This window comes from Alistipes sp. HGB5 (assembly GCF_000183485.2).
In the GTDB taxonomy this organism is placed as follows: domain Bacteria; phylum Bacteroidota; class Bacteroidia; order Bacteroidales; family Rikenellaceae; genus Alistipes; species Alistipes finegoldii.
In genome coordinates, this window is record NZ_AENZ01000084.1 from 1 (window position 1) to 18,422 (window position 18,422).

Sequence of the window (18,422 nt, forward strand, 5' to 3'; positions counted from 1 at the left end):
CTCAGCTCCGCGCCTTCGCGCACCGTCCAGCGGCCCAGATAGCTGCGGTTTTCAGCCCGCAGCGTGGTTTTCTGCTCCACGGAACGCAGCCGCAGGGTGAGGTTCTCCTCCGAAGAGTCGTCGTTGTCGCGGTATTTGAGGTTGCGGTTGTTCAGGTAAGTGTGGCTCAGCGTGACGGTCTGCACGTGACGGCCCGCATAGTGCCGCCACGACGCGCCGACGGTAAAGGTCTCCTGCCGAATCCGGGGCAGGTAGCTCAGCAGGTATTCGGCGTCCTCGCCCTCCTCGTCGAGGTTGAGTTTCATGTTGTCGAAGCCCGCCAGCCCCAGCACCGTCAGTTCGTCGCGCTCCGAAAAGCGCGTCTTGACCTTGAACTGTCCGTCGATATAGTTGGGCAGGAACGGCAGGCCGATCATCTTGAAGAGCAATTGCAGGTAGGACTGCCGCAGCGAAAAGAGGTAGGAGGTTTTCCCGCCGATATGTCCGCTGCCGCTCAGCCCGACCTCCGACGCACCCAGCGTCGCCTTGAAGGTCTGCTTTTCGGGATTCCCGTCCCGCAGCCGGAAATCCAGCACCGAACTCAGCGCCCCGGAACGGTCGGCCGGGAAAGCGCCGGTGTAGAAGCTGATTTCGCGGATCAGGTCGGCATTGACGATGCTCACCGGACCGCCCGTGGCTCCCTGCGTGGCGAAATGGTTGATATTAGGGATCTCGATGCCGTCCATGTAGAATTTGTTCTCCGAGGGACCTCCGCCGCGCACGATCAGGTCGTTGCGATAGCCCACGGGCGAGAACGACACGCCGGGATAGGAGCGCACGATGCGCGATACGTCGCGGTTGGCGCCGGGACTCTTTTCGATCTCCCGCAGGCCGATCACCTGCAATCCGACGGGACTTTCGGCCGTGGCCCGGAACGGCGAAGGCACAACGGTCACGGCTTCGAGCTGCGTGGCGTCCTCCTCCAGCTCGATCTCGATAAAGGGCGTGGCCGCCGACACGATGTATTCCGGCGTAACGACGCTTTTGTAGCCCACCGACGAAGCCGACAGGCGGTGAATGCCGGGCCGTACGCGCCGGAGCGTAAAGTGTCCGGCGGAGTCGGTCGAGACGCCCTGCTGCTCCTGCCCGACCGGCACGACCGCCGCATAGGCCACGGGGCGCCGCGTCAGACGGTCGATGACGCGGCCGTTTACGGGATAGCCGCTCTCCGGCGTTCCGGCCGCCGCCCGCGTGCAGGCAAGCAGGGCAGCGAAGGCACATATGATTCGTAATCCGAGAGACATCATATGGCAAAAGTACAAAAAAAGTACAAAACCGTTCCGGTTTTCCAGCGGCTTCGCCCGGCAAATTCCCCGGCCGGTCCGCGAAGACTCCGCGGACCGGTTCCGCACGGCGCTCGCTCCAATAAAAAAGCCGTTTTTACCAACCGGAGGTTTCGAACATTATTAATTCGATAAGCGAACAAACCGCAGCCAAGAAAAAAATCGGCGGTTTTCTTGGCCGCTCCGCAAAACGTATTATTATATTTATATATAATAATAAAACCGCCTGCAACTTTTTCCGCCGGAAAAACACCTTGAAAAATTTCACAAAAAGCTTGTATTTCAGCATATTATCTTTTACCTTTGCAAAACCATTACGACAGTGCCCGTCACTGCCGCGCCGTGCAGCCCCGTTCTTTTCGGAGGGTGTACCGGTTTTTCGACGCAACACCAGACAGACCACATTCCGAACCGGACAAACCGGTGAAATTGCAGCGCACGACACACGCTGTCCTCCGGTCGGTTCCATATATTTTCGGAGGTCTGTGGCCGAAAATGTCTCACCAGTCGATTTATATAAAAATAAAAAGTTATGAGAAAGCAACATTACACAGCCGAAATTCCAGTTTCCAATCCCTACAACATCGCCGCGTTCGAGGATCTGGTATCCAATATCCAAGCGGGATACAACGAAGAAAAACGACTGAAGAACGCGGCTTTCGAATTCATGATCGACCGGGGGATTTATCTGGAATTTCACGAATGGCTGCACGCTCCCGAACACAAGGAGCACGGCAGCGACGTCATGGGGCGCCTGCGCATGTACATGACGGGCAACAGGCTGACGAAAATTTTCAGCCGGTAACGACCGTAAGACCGGATTCCGATACGACGCAACCGAGGCTCCGGCTCACACAGGACGAAAAAACCACTCCCAGACAGGGAGTGGTTTTTTCAAATCGGAAGGACGACTGCTTCCGGTCACTGCAGATAGACCCCGATGTTTCCGCTGATCTGCTGCAGCGATATTTCGCAGAGCTTGGTATTGTACTGCGCCGTGAGGATGCGCTCCTCGGCGTCGAGCAGGCTCTTCTGCGCCTCGCGCATCTCGATGCCGGGCAGATCGCCCAGCAGGTAACGCTCCATGGCGATCTCGTAGTTCTCGCGGGCGGCGATCAGATTCTCGGTTTCGAGCTGGATCACTTCGAGGTTGTTGCGGTAGGCCTGCCAGAAATTAGACAGATTCGCCATGAGCGACTGCTCCAGCTGCTGACGGGTCAATTCGGTGTTTTCGATCGTGATCCGGGCGTTGCGTTGCTCGCGGCGGCGGTTGCCGTCGAAGATCGTGAATCCCAGCTTCACCCCGGCGTTCAGCCCCAGCGTACCGCGCGACTGAGTGGCGCCGTTGCCGAACCGGTTGTAGGTGTATCCGTACCCGGCGGTCAGGTTCAGATAAGGGTAGAAGCGCGAACGGATGCTTTTCAGGTCCAGTTCGGCCAGCGTGTTGTCGTGCCCGGCCAGCAGCAGCGAAGCGTTCGCAGCGCGCGTTTCAGCCTCCAGACGATCCCATTCGAGTGTGCTGTTCACCTCGATCAGCGAATCGCAGATCGAAAGCCTGCCGTTGAGATCGTCGTTGGCCAGCAGTTCGTTGATGCGGATGCGCGATGCGGTCACCAGCTCGTGCTGGGACATGTATTTCGAACTGTCGGCATTGAAATCCACACGCGCCTGCAACAGGTCGAGACGCGAGAAGCTGCCGATCTTGAACCGCTCTTCGGTAATTCGCAACCGCTCGCGCGAGAGCTGCACCGCATAACGGAAATTACTCAGGCGCAGGGTCTGCTGCACATAATTATAATACTCGGCCGTAAGCGTGGCGACGAAGTCCTCGATCGTGATGCGGGTCCTGAGCGCCCCCATCTGCTGCAACTCCTGCAGCCGCTTGTAGTTGGTGCGGATGCGGAATCCGTCGAAAAGCGTCCAGTTCACCGCAACGCCGGCGTCGAAGGTCTGATCGTAAATGCCGTTTTCGGTCACGGCGTCCCCCTCGCGCGGGGTCGTGCGCTCGTTGTCCAGCGCCCCGCTGTAGCCGGCCGTCAGATCGACGCTCGGCAGCATCCCGGCGTTGGCCGCCGTCGCGTCGTTGTCGCTAATGCGCTGCTCGTTGCGTATGATGCGGACGTCGTAATTCTGCTCCAGTCCGAGCTCCAGACACCGCTGCAGGGTCATCGGCTCGCCGCACTCCTGCGCCGCGGCCGCTCCGACAGCCCCCGCGGCCAGAACCGTTAAAATCAGTCGTTTCATTTCGCGTTCTTTTTCGTTTTTCGGATCCGGTCGGTCGATACGTAACTGTAAATCGCCGGCACGATATAAAGGGTCAGCAGCGTCGAAACCACCATGCCGCCCACCACGGCGACACCCATGGCGATACGTCCCTGCGCCCCCTCGCCCGAAGCCATCGTCAGCGGCAGCAGGCCCAGAATGGTCGAAGCGCTGGTCATCAGAATCGGGCGCAGGCGCTGCAGCGAAGCCTGCTCGATGGCCTCCCGCTTGTTCAGCCCCGCATCCTGCTTCTGGTTGGCGAATTCGACGATCAGGATACCGTTCTTGGCGACCAGACCGATCAGCATGATGATGCCGATCTGGCTGAATATGTTCATCGTCTGCCCGTTGGCCGCCATGAACACCAGCGCGCCGGCAATGGCCAGCGGCACGGTCAGCATGATGACCAGCGGGTCCTTGAAACTCTCGAACTGCGCCGCCAGAATCAGATATATCAGCACGATAGCCAGCAGGAAGGCGAATATCAGGCTCGAAGAACTCTCGCGGAACTCCTTCGAATCGCCGGCCAGCGCCGTACGGAAGTCGTCGCCGAGCGTCTGCTCGGCGATACGGTCCATTTCGTCAAGCCCCTGCCCGATGGTCTTCCCCTTCGCCAGTCCGGCCGAAACCGTAGCCGACAGAAAACGGTTGTAGTGATAGAGCTGGGGCGGCGCGACGTTCTCTTCGAGCGTGATGAGGTTGTCGAGCTGGATCATCTCGCCCTTGTCGCTGCGCACATAGATCGACTTCAGGTCGGCGGGCTTGTTGCGCTGCTGGCGGTTGATCTCGGCCAGTATCTCGTACTGCTTGCCGTTCATGTAGAAGTAGCCCAGACGCTGGCCGCTGAGTCCGTACTGGAGCGTCTGCGCGATATTGCGCGTACTGACGCCCAGCAGGTTGGCCTTGTCGCGGTTGATCGCGATGCGGGCTTCGGGCTTGCTGAATTTCAGGTCCACGTCGGCCATCTGGAATACGGGGCTTTCGTAGACTTTCCGCATGAATTCCGGCAGCACCTCCTGCAGCCGTTCGATATTGGTCGCCTGCAGCACGTACTGCACCGGCATGCTGCCGCGCCGTCCGCCGAAGGTGCTCTGCTGCTGCACGAACGCGCGCGCCTTGGTCCTCGTGCGCACGGCGGCCGACACCTCCTCGGCGATCTCCATCTGCGTACGTTCGCGGGTCGCGATGTCCTTCAGAGCGATCTGCACGTTGCCGCGACCGCTGGAGACGCGCGCCGTCACGGCACGGGCTTCGGGCACGAGCGAATCGACGAGCCGGTTGATGCCCTCGGTATAGTCGCGCAGGTATTCGTAGGTCGCGCCCTCCGACCCGCGGGTGTTGATCGTAATCTGCGAACGGTCCTCCAGCGGCGCCATCTCGGCCGGAATGCTCCCCCACAACCACCCGATCAGGCCGATCATCAGCGCCACGAGCGGCAGGGCTATCCAGCGCCGCCGCAGGAACCCGGCCAGCGTGCGGCTGTAGAAATTATTGAGCCAGACGAAAAACGGCTCGGTCTTATTGTAGAACCAGCTCTGCTTCTCCTGCCGCACGAGCAGTTTGGTCGCCAGCATCGGAGTGATGGTCAGCGCCGCGAAGGTCGAGATGACCACGGCACCCGAAATCACCAGACTGAACTCGCGGAACAGACGCCCGGTCATGCCCTCCATGAAGACGATCGGGAAGAAGACCGCGATCAGCGTGATGGAGGTCGAAATGACCGCGAAGAAGATCTCCTTCGCCCCCTCGATACCCGCTTCCTTGGGCGACATGCCGCGCTCGATGCGGATGTAGATGTTCTCGGTCATCACGATGGCGTCGTCCACCACCAGTCCCACCGAGAGCACCACGGCCAGCATCGACAGCACGTTGATCGAGAATCCGGCCACATACATCAGGAAGAAGGTGCCGATCAGCGACACCGGAATCACGATACACGGGATCAGCGTCACGCGCCAGTTGCGCAGGAACAGGAAAATAATGATGATCACCAGCAGGAACGCCTCGTAGACGGTCTGTTTCACCTCGTCGATCGAAGCGCGTATGAAGCGCGTATTGTCGAATCCGTAATCGGTCACCACATCTTCCGGCAGGTCCTTTTTCATCGACTCCATGCGTCTGTAGACCTCGTCCGCGATCTCGATGTGGTTGGCTCCCGGCTGCGGCACCACCACGATGCCGACCATCGGAATGCCGTTCATCTTCATATAGCTGCGCGTATCCTGCGGTCCCAGCTCCGCGCGGCCCACGTCGCTCAGACGGATAATGCGGTCGGCGTCCTCGCGCACCACCAGATCGTTGAACTCCTGCGAGGTGTGCATCAGTCCCAGCGTGCGGATGGTCAGCTCGGTGGTGTTGCCCTCGATGCTTCCCGACGGCAGCTCGACGTTCTCCCGGTCGAGCGCGCTCTTGACGTCCGCCGGCGTGATGCCGTATCCGGCCATCTTGGCCGGGTCGAGCCACAGTCGCATCGAATAACGCTTCTCGCCCCATATCTGCACGCCGCTCACGTCGCTGATCGTCTGCAGCTGCTCCTTGACCGTCAGGTCGGCGATCTCGCTCAGCTCCAGCAGCGAACGCTTGTCGCTCTGAATGGTCACCATCAGGATCGGCGTAGCGTCGGCGTCGGCCTTGGTCACCGTCGGCGGGTCGCAGTCGCGGGGCAGGTAACGCTGCGCGCGCGACACCTTGTCGCGCACGTCGTTGGCGGCCGTTTCAAGGTCTACCGAAAGTTCGAATTCGACCGTGATGCGGCTCTGGCCCTGACTGCTGACGCTCGACATCGACCGGATGCCGGGAATGCCGTTGATATTCTGTTCGAGGGGTTCGGTGATCTGATTCTCGATCACATCGGCGTTGGCGCCCGGATAGGAGCACGTCACCGAGATGATCGGATTGTCCACGCTCGGAAACTCCCGCACGCCCAGATAGCTGTATCCGATAAAGCCGAATAACAGAATGATGATCGTCAGTACCGTGGACAATACGGGACGCCGGATGCTGAGTTCGGAAATATTCATACGGCGGCGGGATTATTCGACGACGTCGAGTTTGACGGGCAGATCGGTCCGCAGCTGCAGCGTGCCGGAGGTAATCAGCGTGTCGCCCACGTTCAGCCCCTCGATAATCTGAATGCTGGACTCGGTCCGCAGGCCGGTCTTCACCTCGACGGCCTGCGCCTTTCCGCCTTTGTAGAGATATACCTTGTCCACGCCCATCTCCGGCACGATGGCTTCGGTCGGCACGGCTATGGCGTCGGGAATGTCGTGCAGGCGGATTTTCACGGTCACGAAACGTCCCGGCAGCAGCGTTCCCCGCGTATTGGGATAGAGCGCCCGCACGGCCAGCGTGCGCGTGGCGATATCCACCTTCGATTCCTGCGCGTAGACCTCCGCCCGGAAGGTCTCGTTCCGGCCTTCGACCGTAAACGAAAGCGGCGTTCCCGGCCTGATCTGGCTGGCATAACGCTCCGGCACGAAGAGGTCGATCTTGAGCGGCGAAATCTTCGTCAGCTTGGCCACCACCACGCTGGGCGAGGCGTAGGCGCCCTCGCTGACGTTTCGCAGACCGATAATTCCGTCGAACGGCGCACGCAGCTCCGTCAGCGCGATATTGGCCTTGACGATGTCGATATCGGCGTTGAGCATCGCCAGCTCCGTACTGGCCTGCTCGTAGGCCTCCTGACTGACGGCGTCCTTTTCGAGCAGCGCGCTCTGGCGGTAAACCCGGTCCTCGGCCAGCTTGAGCTGCGCTTCGTAGCGCGACAGCTGCGCCAGCAGCGGTTTGTCGTTGACCTTGGCCAGCAGCTCGCCCTTGCGGACGATCGACCCTTCCTTGAAATTGATCTCGACGATCTTGCCCGAAGTCTCGAACGAGAGGTCCACCTCTTCGTCCGGCAGCAGGTTGCCGACCATCGTAATGCCGTCGGCGAGGGACTGCGGACGCACGACGAGTCCGTTCACGTTCAGAACGCTCTTCTTCCGGGGCGCGCTCACCGCGGCCGGATCGGCGTCCGAAGCGGAGGAGCCGGGGCCGAAGTGTCTGTAAACGCCCAGCACGGCACAAAATACGACGAGGATAACGGCCGTAACGATCCATTTCTTTCTTTTATTCATTGCAGCGAGTAAGGTTTGATTTCGGAGTCAGGGCAAAGATACGAAAAAAGCGCATGCAACTGCTATTCCCGACCGGCCCGATTGCGCTCCCTGCGGATAAAATCCGCAGCTTCCGGCCATCCGGCAGACATCGCAGAGGGCCAAACGGCAAAAATCGGGGGTGAAACGCCGCCGGCATTCCGCAAAACCGGGCATGCGCGCAGCCGGAAGCCGTACCATTCCGGTGCGAAAAATCACGACGCTCCGGACGCCCGAAACAGGGAATACGCCCCCCACCGCCGCCCTGCGGCAGCCGAAAGGCACAGAATTTGAACGACGAACCGCAAACAGAACACCGTGCCGCAAAGTTTTGCAAGAATCGAATCATTTCATTAGAAACCAAGACTTTCCGGACACGGACGTCGGTCCCGGAAAACATCCGATATTAAAAATTTAACGTATCGCAATCCCGTTTCCTGAAAAATTTATGTACTTTAGCCCCTGTTTGCAATTTACACACCCGGATAACACCCGGATTTTCGACCACACGACGAAAGAATGGACAAGCAACCGGACGAATTGATCTTGCAGAGCCTCCGGCAGGGCAGTTACGATGCATTCGATGCGTTGTACATGCGTTACGCCCCGCATGTGGAGGCGTTTGCCTTCTGCATGCTGAAAAACCGGAGCGAAGCCGAGGATCTGGCGCACGATATCTTTCTGAAAATCTGGGAAACCCGCGAGTCGATCGGCCGCATCAAATCGTTCCGCAGCTATCTGTTCCGGATGACCAAGAACGCCGTTTTCGACATCTTCGAACACAAGAGCGTGCAAACCCGTTACGAACAGCGGCTCCTGCACGTCGAGGACCTTCTGACGGACGACATTTCGACGAAGGTCGCCACCGAGGACCTGCTGATGATTATCGACATGGCCGTGGAGCAGATGCCTGAGCAGCGGCAGCGGGTCTTCCGCCTGAGCCGCTACGAAGGGCTTTCCCATCAGCAAATCGCACAAAAACTGGGCGTAACCCCCAAAACCGTCGAGTATCACATCCGCACGGCGCTCGCCGAACTGAAAAAAATCATCGGCGTCATCGCCTTCTTCTTCTGATTCTTCCGCCTCACGCCTCCCGGCAGACAAAGACGACACGAAAATTGTTGTCTTTTTTTATTTGCAAAAAAATTCAGATCCCGACTAGGGACGCCCCTCTTTTTCCCGTCATACTATTACAAACGCACAGAAAGAACGGACATGATAAAAAAGATAATACACACGTTCCTGCACAATCCGATGCCGGAACAGGTACAGCAGCAGTTTCGGACATGGTGCCTGAACAAGGAGCGCGCGGGCGAAAAGACCGACGCCTTATGGAAGGAATGGGAGCGGCTCGACCCGGCGTCCGTCCTTCCGGCGGACGAAAAGGCCTACCGCCGCAAGCTCGACCGGCTGCACCGCGAAATGACGCCTCCGGCCGCCCCGAAACGGGGGCTGTTCAGCATCACCCGCCGCACGGCCGCCGCTGCGGCCGCAATCGTCCTGCTGGCGATGTCCGTCGAATTCTTCGTCGTGAAACGTCTCTCGGCCGACACCACGACATGGCTGGTGACCGCCGAAAACAGCAAAGGCCGCTTCACGCTGCCCGACGGCTCGGTGGTATGGCTCAACGCCGACTCCCGGCTGGCCTACTCCGACCGCTTCACGGCTTCGGGCAGCCGCGCGGTCCGGCTCGAAGGCGAAGCCTTCTTCGACGTGAAACGCGACACGCTGCGCCCCTTCGAGGTGGAGATGGGCAAACTCCGGGTCAAGGTTCTCGGCACGCGCTTCACGGCCAGCCATATGCCGGCGTTCAACACGGAGGAGGTGACGCTCCTTTCGGGCAAAGTCGAGGTGTCGGGCTACCGCGCCGACCAGTCGGTCGTCCTCACCCCGGACCAGAGCTGCTCCTACGACGCCGGTTCGGGCGCGGTCGCCGTGCGCAACGTCGCGGCCAGCAACTATTGCAGCTGGACGGGCAACTCGATCATCTTCGACAACATGACGCTGGCCGACATCGCCGTCAATCTGGAGCACTGGTACAACATCCGCTTCCGGATCGACGAACGCATCGACACCTCCATACGCATTTCGTTCACCCTGCGGCCCGAAACCCTCGAAGAGACGCTCAAGATCATCGAAACGCTGACACACCTTCGCTGCCGCCAGATAGACAAACACTACGTAATAATACACAAATAACCAAGAAAACCGACCATGGAACGCAACACATGAACGCCGGGAGACCTCCCCGGATCTTCTTTCAAAGAAACTCAAGAAACTATCAATCAAAACTTAAAACTCAGTCATGAAAAAAGATGAACGCCTGAATTTTTCCGACCGGACACCCTCCGTGCGGAGACTTGTCGTGTCGCTTGTCCTGATGCTGCTGGCCGCCCTGCCGGCAGCGGCGCAGAACAAGAAAATCACCGTCGATCTGGACAACGTCCCGGTCCGGGAATTTATCAAAACCGTGGAATCGCAGAGCGGTTATACATTCGCGTATAACAACTCCGAAATCGACCTCACGCGCCGCGTGAGCGTCAAGGCGGCCGACGAAAACGTCGTAGACGTCGTCATCCGCGCGCTCAGCGCCCAGAACCTGACCGCCCGCATGGAGGGCAGCCGCATCGTCGTCAGCCGCAAACCGGCCGCCGCACGCGTACAGACGGCGCAACCCGTAAGGGGGGGGGTAGTGACCGGAACGGTCAAAACGATTTCGGGCGAACCCGTCATCGGCGCCAGCGTAATCGTCTTGGAGACCAACCGGGGCAACGTCACCGGTCTTGAGGGCGACTTCTCGGTCGAGGCCACGCCGGGCCAGACGCTCTCCGTCTCCTTCCTCGGCTACAACACGCAGCAGATAAAGGTCGGCAGCCAGACGTCGTTCGACATCACGCTGACCGAGGACAGCAAGCAGATCTCCGAAGTGCTGGTCGTCGGCTACACTCCGATGCGCAAGAGCGACTTTACGGGTTCGATCGCCAGCGTCAAGGCCAGCGAACTCTCCGCCACGACGCCCACCGTGGGACAGTCGTTAGTCGGCAAGGTCGCCGGCGTCGAGGTCCACCAGACCAGCGGCGCGCCGGGCGACGGCGTAACGATCCGCGTACGCGGCGTCAACTCGCTCTCGGCGAGCAGCGCGCCCCTTTACGTCATCGACGGCTATCCCGCTTCGGAGGACGTATTCATCAACCCCAACGACATCGAAAGCATCGACATCCTGAAGGACGCCGCTTCGGCCGCCATCTACGGTTCGCGCGGCGCGTCGGGCGTCGTGCTCATCACCACCAAGCGCGGCAAGGACGGCGAAGCCGCCAAAGTCAGCTACGACTTCTCGTACGGCATCCAGCAGCTCGACCACAAGGTGGACCTGCTGAACTCGACGCAGTTCCGCGACCTGCTGATCGACGCCCGCAACAACTCCTACCGCCTGCGCGCCACGGCCGCCGGCGTGTCGTGGAGTCCCTACGACGACAACACGATCCGCGCCGCCAAAGGCTTCTCGCTGGCCGAAGTGGGCATCCACCCGATGTTCTACGACTTCACGACCCGCACCCCCGTAACGCCGCAGTACGACACCGACTGGCAGGACGAACTCTTCTCCAACGCCGGCATCATGCGCCACAACGTGTCGGTCATCGGCGGCACGAAGGCCATCAAGTACATGGCCAGCGTCGGTTACATGGATCAGGACGGTATCATCGCACCGTCGAACCACAACCGCATCAACGCCCGCATCAACCTCGACGCCCAGATCACCAAGCGCCTGACGGCGAGCATCAGCTACTCGATGTACGACGCCAAGAACACCGTCGTACAGGCCGAGGGCCGCATGATCAACGACGGCGTGATCCAGAGCGCGCTGATGTACCTGCCCAACCTGCCGGCCTACGAGGAAAACGGCGATTACGCCCGCAGCGCCATGATCCGCATGAAGACGGACTGGGGCATGAACTTCCCCGAAAACCCGCTGGCGATCGCCAACGAGCTGGACATCAACGAGAAGATGTCGCGCCACAACCTCAATCTCAATCTGGTTTACGAGTTTCTCCCCGACCTCAAGCTCTCGGCCCGGCTCGGCCAGCAGTGGTACAACTACCGCTATTTCTATTACCGCCCGATGAGCATCGGCCGCGATGCCGCCCCCGCCTACAGCGAGGAGCTGCGCTCGTCGAACATCGCCCGCACGACCTCGACCTACGACGTGGACCGTCTGGGCGAGTTCACGCTCAGCTATAAGAAGAAGATCGGCCGCCACCACATCGACGCGCTGGCCGGCTACACCCTCCAGAAGAAGACCTACGACCGTCTGGGCGTCGAAGCCACGGGCTTCGCCGACGACCGCATCCACGAGGTTACGGGCCACGGCTCGAACGCCTCGGACATTTCGCTCTACAGCACCCGCAAGGCCGCATGGGCCATGATGTCGTTCCTGACCCGCGTCAACTACTCGTTCGACGACCGCTACACGCTGACCGGCTCGTTCCGCGCCGACGGTTCCTCGCGTTTCGGCATCGACAGCCGCTGGGGTTACTTCCCCTCGGTATCGGCCGGCTGGACGCTCTCGAACGAACCCTTCCTCAAGGATGCGCTCAAGGACGTGGCTTCGATCCGTCTGCGCGCCAGCTGGGGTAAGAGCGGCAACAACGACATCGGCAACTACGCCAGCCTCGCCGGCATCTCGTCGGGCAGCTACGCCTTCGGCCAGACTCCCGTATCGACGACTTACGAAGGCTCCTTCACCGACGCCGCGCTGGGCTGGGAAACCACCCGCCAGACTAACGTCGGTATAGATCTGGGCTTCTTCAACGGCCGCCTGAACGTGATCGGCAACTGGTACAACTCCATTTCGACGGACATCCTCTACAAATACCCGATCTCCTCGATCTCAGGCGCGACCTCGACGACGACCAACATGAGCGGCGCCAAGATCCGCAACCGCGGTTTCGACGTCCAGCTCGACGCACGCCTCTTGACAGGCAAGGTAAACTGGAACTTCAGCACCAACATTTCGGTCAACCGCAACAAGGTCGTCAGCATGGGCGGTCTGGACGACATCATCTCCACCACCGAACGCTCCGTAGGCTCCCACATCACCAAAGAGGGCAAGCCCATCGGCTCGTTCTACGGCTATCAGGCCGTAGGCATCATGTCGAAGGCCGACTATGCCAACGCCCTGCTCGACCGCGACGTCTACATCAAGAACGGCAACAAATTCCCTGAAGGCTACCAGCTCAAGGGTCCGGCCGTGGCTTCGTACGCCCTCGACAACCTCTCCTACGGCAATGCCATCTGGAAGGACGCCAACGGCGACGGCGTCATCACCACCGACGACAAGACGATCATCGGCGACGCCTACCCCGACTTCACGGGCGGCTTCTCGACCAGCCTGTCGTGGAACGGACTCGATTTCAGCGCCAGCTTCGCCTATTCGTACGGCGGCGAGGTCATCAACTTCCAAGACTACTACCTCTACAACATGGAGGGATCGGGCAACCAGTATTCGATCGTCGCCGACCGCTACATCTCGGACGCACAGCCGGGCCGCAACAACGTGCCCATCGCGTCGCGCATCTCGACGACCAACACCTCGCTCAAACTCTCTTCGTATTACGTGGAGGACGCTTCGTTCTTCCGCTGCGCGAACATCACGCTCGGCTACACGCTGCCCAAACGCTGGACCAGCAAGCTGCACATCACCTCGTGCCGCGTCTACGTCAGCGGCGACAACCTCTTCACCATTACCCCCTACCGCGGTTACAACCCTGAGGTGTCGTATAAAAGCAGCAACATGATGCCGGGCTTCGACTGGGGATGCTACCCCCTCTCGCGCATCTATTCGGTCGGTTTAAACTTAACTTTCTAAATCTTGTACGAATATGAAGATCAAACATATGTTCATCCTGCTCGCCGCCTCGGTCTCGACGGCGTCCTGCGGATTCCTCGACGAATACGACCCCAACGCCACGACGGTCGGCAACTTCTACAAGTCCGAAGCCGACATCGTCACCTCGCTCAACGGCGTCTATGCGTCGCTCACGCAGAGCTACTACTACACGAACAACCACTACTTCACCGACGTCCGCTCGCATGACACGGCCGTGACGGACAGCGGCGCCAACAGCGGCATTCCCTACCAATTCTACAACTATACGCTTACCGAGGAGAACTCCTACGTATACAACCGCTACACGCAGCTCTTCAAGACCATTTCGCGGGCCAACACGCTGCTCGCGCATCTGGACGACGTGAGCTATTCCAACGGCGACGCGCGCAACACCTACGAAGCCGAAATCCGCTTCCTGCGCGCGCTGACCTATTTCCATCTGGTGACCGAGTGGGGCGACGTGCCCCTGATCCTGACCGAACTCAAGACCAAGGACGAGGTGCAGGCCAACAACTACCGCCGTCCGAAGAGCGAGGTCTACAAGGCGGTCTTCGCCGACCTCGACTACGTACTCGGCAGCCCGCTGGCCGACATGCAGCCCGCATCGGAGTGCGGCCGTGCAAGCAAGGCTGCCGCATGGACGCTCTACGGCAAGGCCAAACTGCAATACGCCTGCGACGAGGATTTCGCCTCCGAGAAGTCGGCGTCGCTCACTTCGGCCATCGAAAAGCTCACCGCCGCATGGAACCTGCGGTCGTTCGGCGAACTGTCCGACATCCCCTACAACGCGATCTGGGACCTCTCCACGCAGAAGTCCTGCGCCGAGAACATTTTCCAGATCAACTACATCCAGAACAACGCCGACCTCGGCTCCACTTGGAACTACCTCTTCGGTCCCAGCAAAACCGGCATCACCTCGAACAAGGTGGGCCTGATGCAAAACATGACCACCAAAAGCGTCTACGACGCCTTCGCCAAGGAGGACGTGCGCAAGAACTACCTGCGCGAGACGACCGTTGCGGGCGTGACCTACTACCACACCATGAAGTACGCCGATCTGGAGTGCGGTGCGAACGGCTACGGCGGCAACAACTGGATCGTCATGCGTTACGCCGACGTGGCGCTGATGCTGGCCGAAGCCTACTACTGGCAGGGCACGGAGCCGACGGCCAAGAGTTTCCTGAACATGGTCCGCAAACGCGCCGGACTGGGCGACTGGTCGGGCACCGACCTGCGTCAGGGCATCTACGACGAGCGCCGCAACGAGTTCATCCAAGAGGGACTCCGCTGGCAGGACCTGCTGCGCATGTACTCCAAGCAGGAGATGATCGAACATTTCAACGCGATCAACCCCAACTTCGGGCTGAAGGACCTGCTGCTTCCGATCCCCTACAACGAACGCATCCTCAACACCGAGGGACTTTACCAGAATCCGGGCTACGGCGTAAAATAAACCGACGACGTCATGCGATTCACAAACAGAATCATATTGATCCTCTGGGCGATCGCGTGCGGGCCGCTCGCTGCCTGCTCCGACGGCGGCACGGAGGCCCCCGGACCGGAAAACGGGACTCAGACCATCGTCTGGACGCCCGCAATTCCGGTCAGGGACGCCGCAGTCGTCTTCTCGCTCGAAGGCAGTCCGGATAACGTCCGCAGCGTATTGTGGATGTTCGGCGACGGCGCGACCGCGACTTCGGGCGCAGGCGAATCGGCCGAACACACCTACCGGACGGCCGGCACCTACACGGTCAGGGCGACCGTCACCCGGCTGCATGGCCCGATGACCGAACTCTCGGCCACGGTCGCCGTCGCCGATACGGAGGCCGCGATCGTCGTCAGCAACGACCATCCGGCCCGTATGGAGCAGGTCGCCTTCGCGCTCAGCCGCATCCCCGGCGTGTCGGGCGTCGTCTGGAATTTCGGCGACGGCAGCGCGGCGCAGCGCGTGACCGACCCGACGCAGCGGGTGGAACACCGGTATGAAGCCGACGGACAGTACAGGGCCGGCGCCGCCATCTCCTACACGGACGGCACGACGCAGACCCTGACGCAGACCGTCACGGTCGAAGGAGCTTCCCTGAGCCGCTCGTGCCTGAATTTCGACACCGGCAAAATGTGGATCATGGCCCACCGCGGCAACTTCAACAACGGCTACGATCTGGCCCCCAACTCTATGGCGGCGTTCCGCAAGTGCGTCGAACTGGGATGCGTGGACTTCATCGAAACCGACGTCCAGATCACCAAGGACGGGCAGGTCATCTGTCTGCACGACAACTACCTCAAGCGGTTCACCGACTACAGCTCCTATGCCGGCGACGAAGGCTACGTCATCAACTTCACGCGCGAGGAGCTGCGGAAATTCCGGCTGAAAACCACCGACGGCAAGGTGACCGGCGAACAGATTCCGACGCTGGAGGAGGTCCTCACGGAGCTGCGCGGCAAGGTCTGGTTCAACCTCGACAAATGCGGCAGCGACGACGTGGACATCGCCAAGGTCTACGAGGTCGTCAAACGCTGCGGCTGTCTGGCCCGGGTGCAGTTCTATGTCGGAACCAACAGCGACAGAGCCGCTTGGCTGGCCCGTCAGGAGCAGCCGGGAATCATCGCCCCGCACGCCAACAACGCCTCGGCGCTGGCCGCCATGTCGGCATTCGCCCCCGTCTACATGATCCAGACCTCGACGGGCTATGTCAACAGCGCATGGATTTCGTCGCTCAATGCCAAAGGGCTTTCGGTCTCGAACCTGCTCGACGACGAGGGCGCGGCCTTCCGCAACGGCAACACCGTCACGATGGACGGCTTCGTCGCCGCGGGCCTGCGCATGATCCAGTGCGACTACCCCGCCCTGATGGACGAATACCTGAGAGACAAAGGGAAACGCTAAACCTTAAAATTTCAAAAAATCAATTTCAATGAAAAGAATACTATCATATCTGAGTATCGTGTTGCTCTCCGCATCGGTCGCATGTTCGGACAGCAGCGAGATGGACAAGGCCTACAACTCGGTCATCACTCCCGGCTTCACGTTCGGCGAAGAGGAGATCATCGCGGGCATCACTCCGGTCACCTTCACCAATACGACCACGGCGGAAGGGACGACCGTTTCCGAATACTTCTGGCACTTCGGCTTCGCCGGAGAGGGCAACTGGTCCGAGGAGGCCGCTCCCGACCCGATCGTCTACAACCGTCCGGGCGACTACACGGTCACCCTCACGGCATGGGGCGCCGACGGCAACCGCGCCACGACGACCAGAACAATCACCGTCCTTGCGGACAACGTGCTGCCGACGGCCGACTTCAGCTACTCGCCCCAGATGATCAGCATCGGCACGACCGTGACCTTTACGGACAAATCGACCGATTCCGACGGCGAAATCGTGTCGCGCGAATGGCTCTTCCCCGACGGCACGACCTCGACGGACATCAACGCGACCTACACGTTCGAACAAATGGGCATGTTCAACGTCCAGCTGACCGTGACCGATGACCGCGGCGGCTCGAACAGCACCTCCAAGGCCATCAACGTCCGCGCAGGCGACGTCAACGCCTTCACGCTGCTCTGGTCCACTGCGGTAGCCTCCGCCGATGCGCTCTGCGCGGCGAGCGTCGTGGCCGCGAGCGACATGGGCTATATCTATTCGGTATCGGGCGACGGCAAAATGGTCGCGCTCAACACCGACGGCGCCAAGGTATGGGAATACGACGCCATGGCAAAAGACGGCGTATACCTCAAGAGCGAAATCTCCTATCCTTCGGCGGACACCGACGGCACGGTTTACTGGGTGGCGCACGGATACGGCGGCTCCTCGTCGGCATCGCTCGTCTATGCGTTCGACGGCGCGACGGGTTCGGTGCTCTGGAAGAACACGACGGCCTACGCCCCGGCGGCGCGCATCGCCTTCTCGACGCCCTGCATCAGTCCGAGCATGGTCATCGTCGGCAGCCGCGGCACCAACGGCGCGATCCGCGGATTCGAGAAGGGCACCGGCAAGAACACCGCTACGGCCACCCCGGCCAACGGCGGCGGCACCTCCGGCACGATCGCGCTCAAGAACGGCGTGGTGATCTTCACCAACACCGCCCAGTACGGCTACGGCATCATGGTTCCCGACGCATCGTTCGTCTGGTCGCCGGTTCCGACCTCCGACACGTTCGCTCCCAACAAGATTCTCTCGGCCGGCCGCTGCCAGCCCTGCGTCGATGCCGACAACTGCGTCTACCTTCCCGGCATCGCCGAAGGATCGGGCACTTGGAACCTCGCGAGCTTCGACTGCACGAACCTCACCGCATCGTCGAAGAAGACCCCGAAATGGAGCGTGAACCTGCCCGACGGATTCCAGCAGACGGGCGCATCGCTCAGCGCCGACGGCACGACGCTCTACATCGTCGCCGACAAGGCCACCCCCTCGGTGGTCTACGCGCTGAACACCTCGAACGGTTCGACCCGCTGGTCGTACACGCTCGACGCGGCAAGCAACAGCATCCCGGCCGTCGATAATCTCGGCCAGATCCACCTCTGCACCAAGACGGGCGATTACGTCGTGCTGAGCGCCGAGGGCGAACTCCGTTACAAGGAGCATCTGGCCGACTCGGTGGACGGCTCGCCGACGATCTCCGAATGGGGCTACTCCTACTTCCTCGGCAAGGACTCGGCGGCAGGTGCGCTCAAGGTTTACTCCGTCGCGCTGCCCGGCGTCACTTCGCCCGCAGCTTCGGCGTGGTCGCAGTACGGACAGAACGCACGTCACAGCAACTACCAGAAATAACCGAATGTAGAATTCCGGAGGGGCGACGGTCCGCAGGGCCGCCCCGCCT

General features: G+C 60.5%; 12 protein-coding genes. 7 read left to right on the forward strand and 5 right to left on the reverse strand.

Annotation, left to right across the window (positions count from 1 at the left end; all coding sequences use genetic code 11):
- Together HMPREF9720_RS14065 and HMPREF9720_RS15535 are read right to left on the reverse strand one after the other, a co-directional pair.
- The coding region (locus HMPREF9720_RS14065; protein WP_009599039.1) for a TonB-dependent receptor at nt 1–1,286 on the reverse strand (1,286 nt) is incomplete at its 3' end.
- A 133-nt stretch (nt 1,287–1,419) separates the two neighbouring features.
- On the reverse strand, nt 1,420–1,791 hold the full coding sequence (locus HMPREF9720_RS15535; RefSeq protein WP_009599051.1) for a hypothetical protein: 372 nt from the start codon (nt 1,789–1,791) through the stop codon (nt 1,420–1,422).
- Nucleotides 1,792–1,854: 63 nt separating this feature from the next.
- On the opposite strand from HMPREF9720_RS15535, the gene HMPREF9720_RS14075 reads away from it, so the two are divergent.
- Nucleotides 1,855–2,127 carry a hypothetical protein gene (locus HMPREF9720_RS14075; RefSeq protein ID WP_014774722.1) on the forward strand — a complete coding sequence of 91 codons (273 nt, stop codon included), beginning with the start codon at nt 1,855–1,857 and terminating at the stop codon, nt 2,125–2,127.
- Between the two features lie 116 nt (nt 2,128–2,243).
- Here HMPREF9720_RS14075 and HMPREF9720_RS14080 read toward each other — a convergent pair whose 3' ends face one another.
- The 3 genes from HMPREF9720_RS14080 to HMPREF9720_RS14090 are packed head-to-tail and all read right to left on the reverse strand — an operon-like array spanning nt 2,244 to nt 7,699.
- Complete coding sequence (locus HMPREF9720_RS14080; protein ID WP_009599060.1) at nt 2,244–3,566, reverse strand: TolC family protein; 1,323 nt, start codon at nt 3,564–3,566, stop codon at nt 2,244–2,246.
- Complete coding sequence (locus HMPREF9720_RS14085) at nt 3,563–6,604, reverse strand: efflux RND transporter permease subunit (protein WP_009599056.1); 3,042 nt, start codon at nt 6,602–6,604, stop codon at nt 3,563–3,565. The genes HMPREF9720_RS14080 and HMPREF9720_RS14085 overlap by 4 nt, the downstream gene beginning before the upstream one ends.
- A gap of 12 nt (nt 6,605–6,616) precedes the next feature.
- Complete coding sequence (locus tag HMPREF9720_RS14090; protein WP_009599037.1) at nt 6,617–7,699, reverse strand: efflux RND transporter periplasmic adaptor subunit; 1,083 nt, start codon at nt 7,697–7,699, stop codon at nt 6,617–6,619.
- A gap of 537 nt (nt 7,700–8,236) precedes the next feature.
- Here HMPREF9720_RS14090 and HMPREF9720_RS14095 point away from each other — a divergent pair.
- The 6 genes from HMPREF9720_RS14095 (at nt 8,237) to HMPREF9720_RS14120 (ending at nt 18,373) form a co-directional block, all read left to right on the forward strand.
- Nucleotides 8,237–8,791 (forward strand): RNA polymerase sigma-70 factor, encoded by a 555-nt coding sequence (locus HMPREF9720_RS14095; RefSeq protein ID WP_009599077.1) that lies wholly within the window; start codon nt 8,237–8,239, stop codon nt 8,789–8,791.
- 141 nt (nt 8,792–8,932) lie between these two features.
- Nucleotides 8,933–9,916, forward strand: a complete 984-nt coding sequence (locus HMPREF9720_RS14100; protein ID WP_009599036.1) for a FecR family protein — start codon at nt 8,933–8,935, stop codon at nt 9,914–9,916.
- Between the two features lie 106 nt (nt 9,917–10,022).
- On the forward strand, nt 10,023–13,583 hold the full coding sequence (locus HMPREF9720_RS14105; protein WP_009599080.1) for a TonB-dependent receptor: 3,561 nt from the start codon (nt 10,023–10,025) through the stop codon (nt 13,581–13,583).
- Between the two features lie 13 nt (nt 13,584–13,596).
- Complete coding sequence (locus HMPREF9720_RS14110) at nt 13,597–15,057, forward strand: RagB/SusD family nutrient uptake outer membrane protein (protein WP_009599062.1); 1,461 nt, start codon at nt 13,597–13,599, stop codon at nt 15,055–15,057.
- A 12-nt stretch (nt 15,058–15,069) separates the two neighbouring features.
- Nucleotides 15,070–16,491: a glycerophosphodiester phosphodiesterase family protein gene (locus HMPREF9720_RS14115; protein WP_039940861.1), complete on the forward strand. Its 1,422-nt coding sequence runs from the start codon at nt 15,070–15,072 to the stop codon at nt 16,489–16,491.
- Nucleotides 16,492–16,519: 28 nt separating this feature from the next.
- On the forward strand, nt 16,520–18,373 hold the full coding sequence (locus HMPREF9720_RS14120) for a PKD domain-containing protein (protein WP_009599042.1): 1,854 nt from the start codon (nt 16,520–16,522) through the stop codon (nt 18,371–18,373).
- The last annotated feature ends 49 nt before the right edge of the window (nt 18,374–18,422 follow it).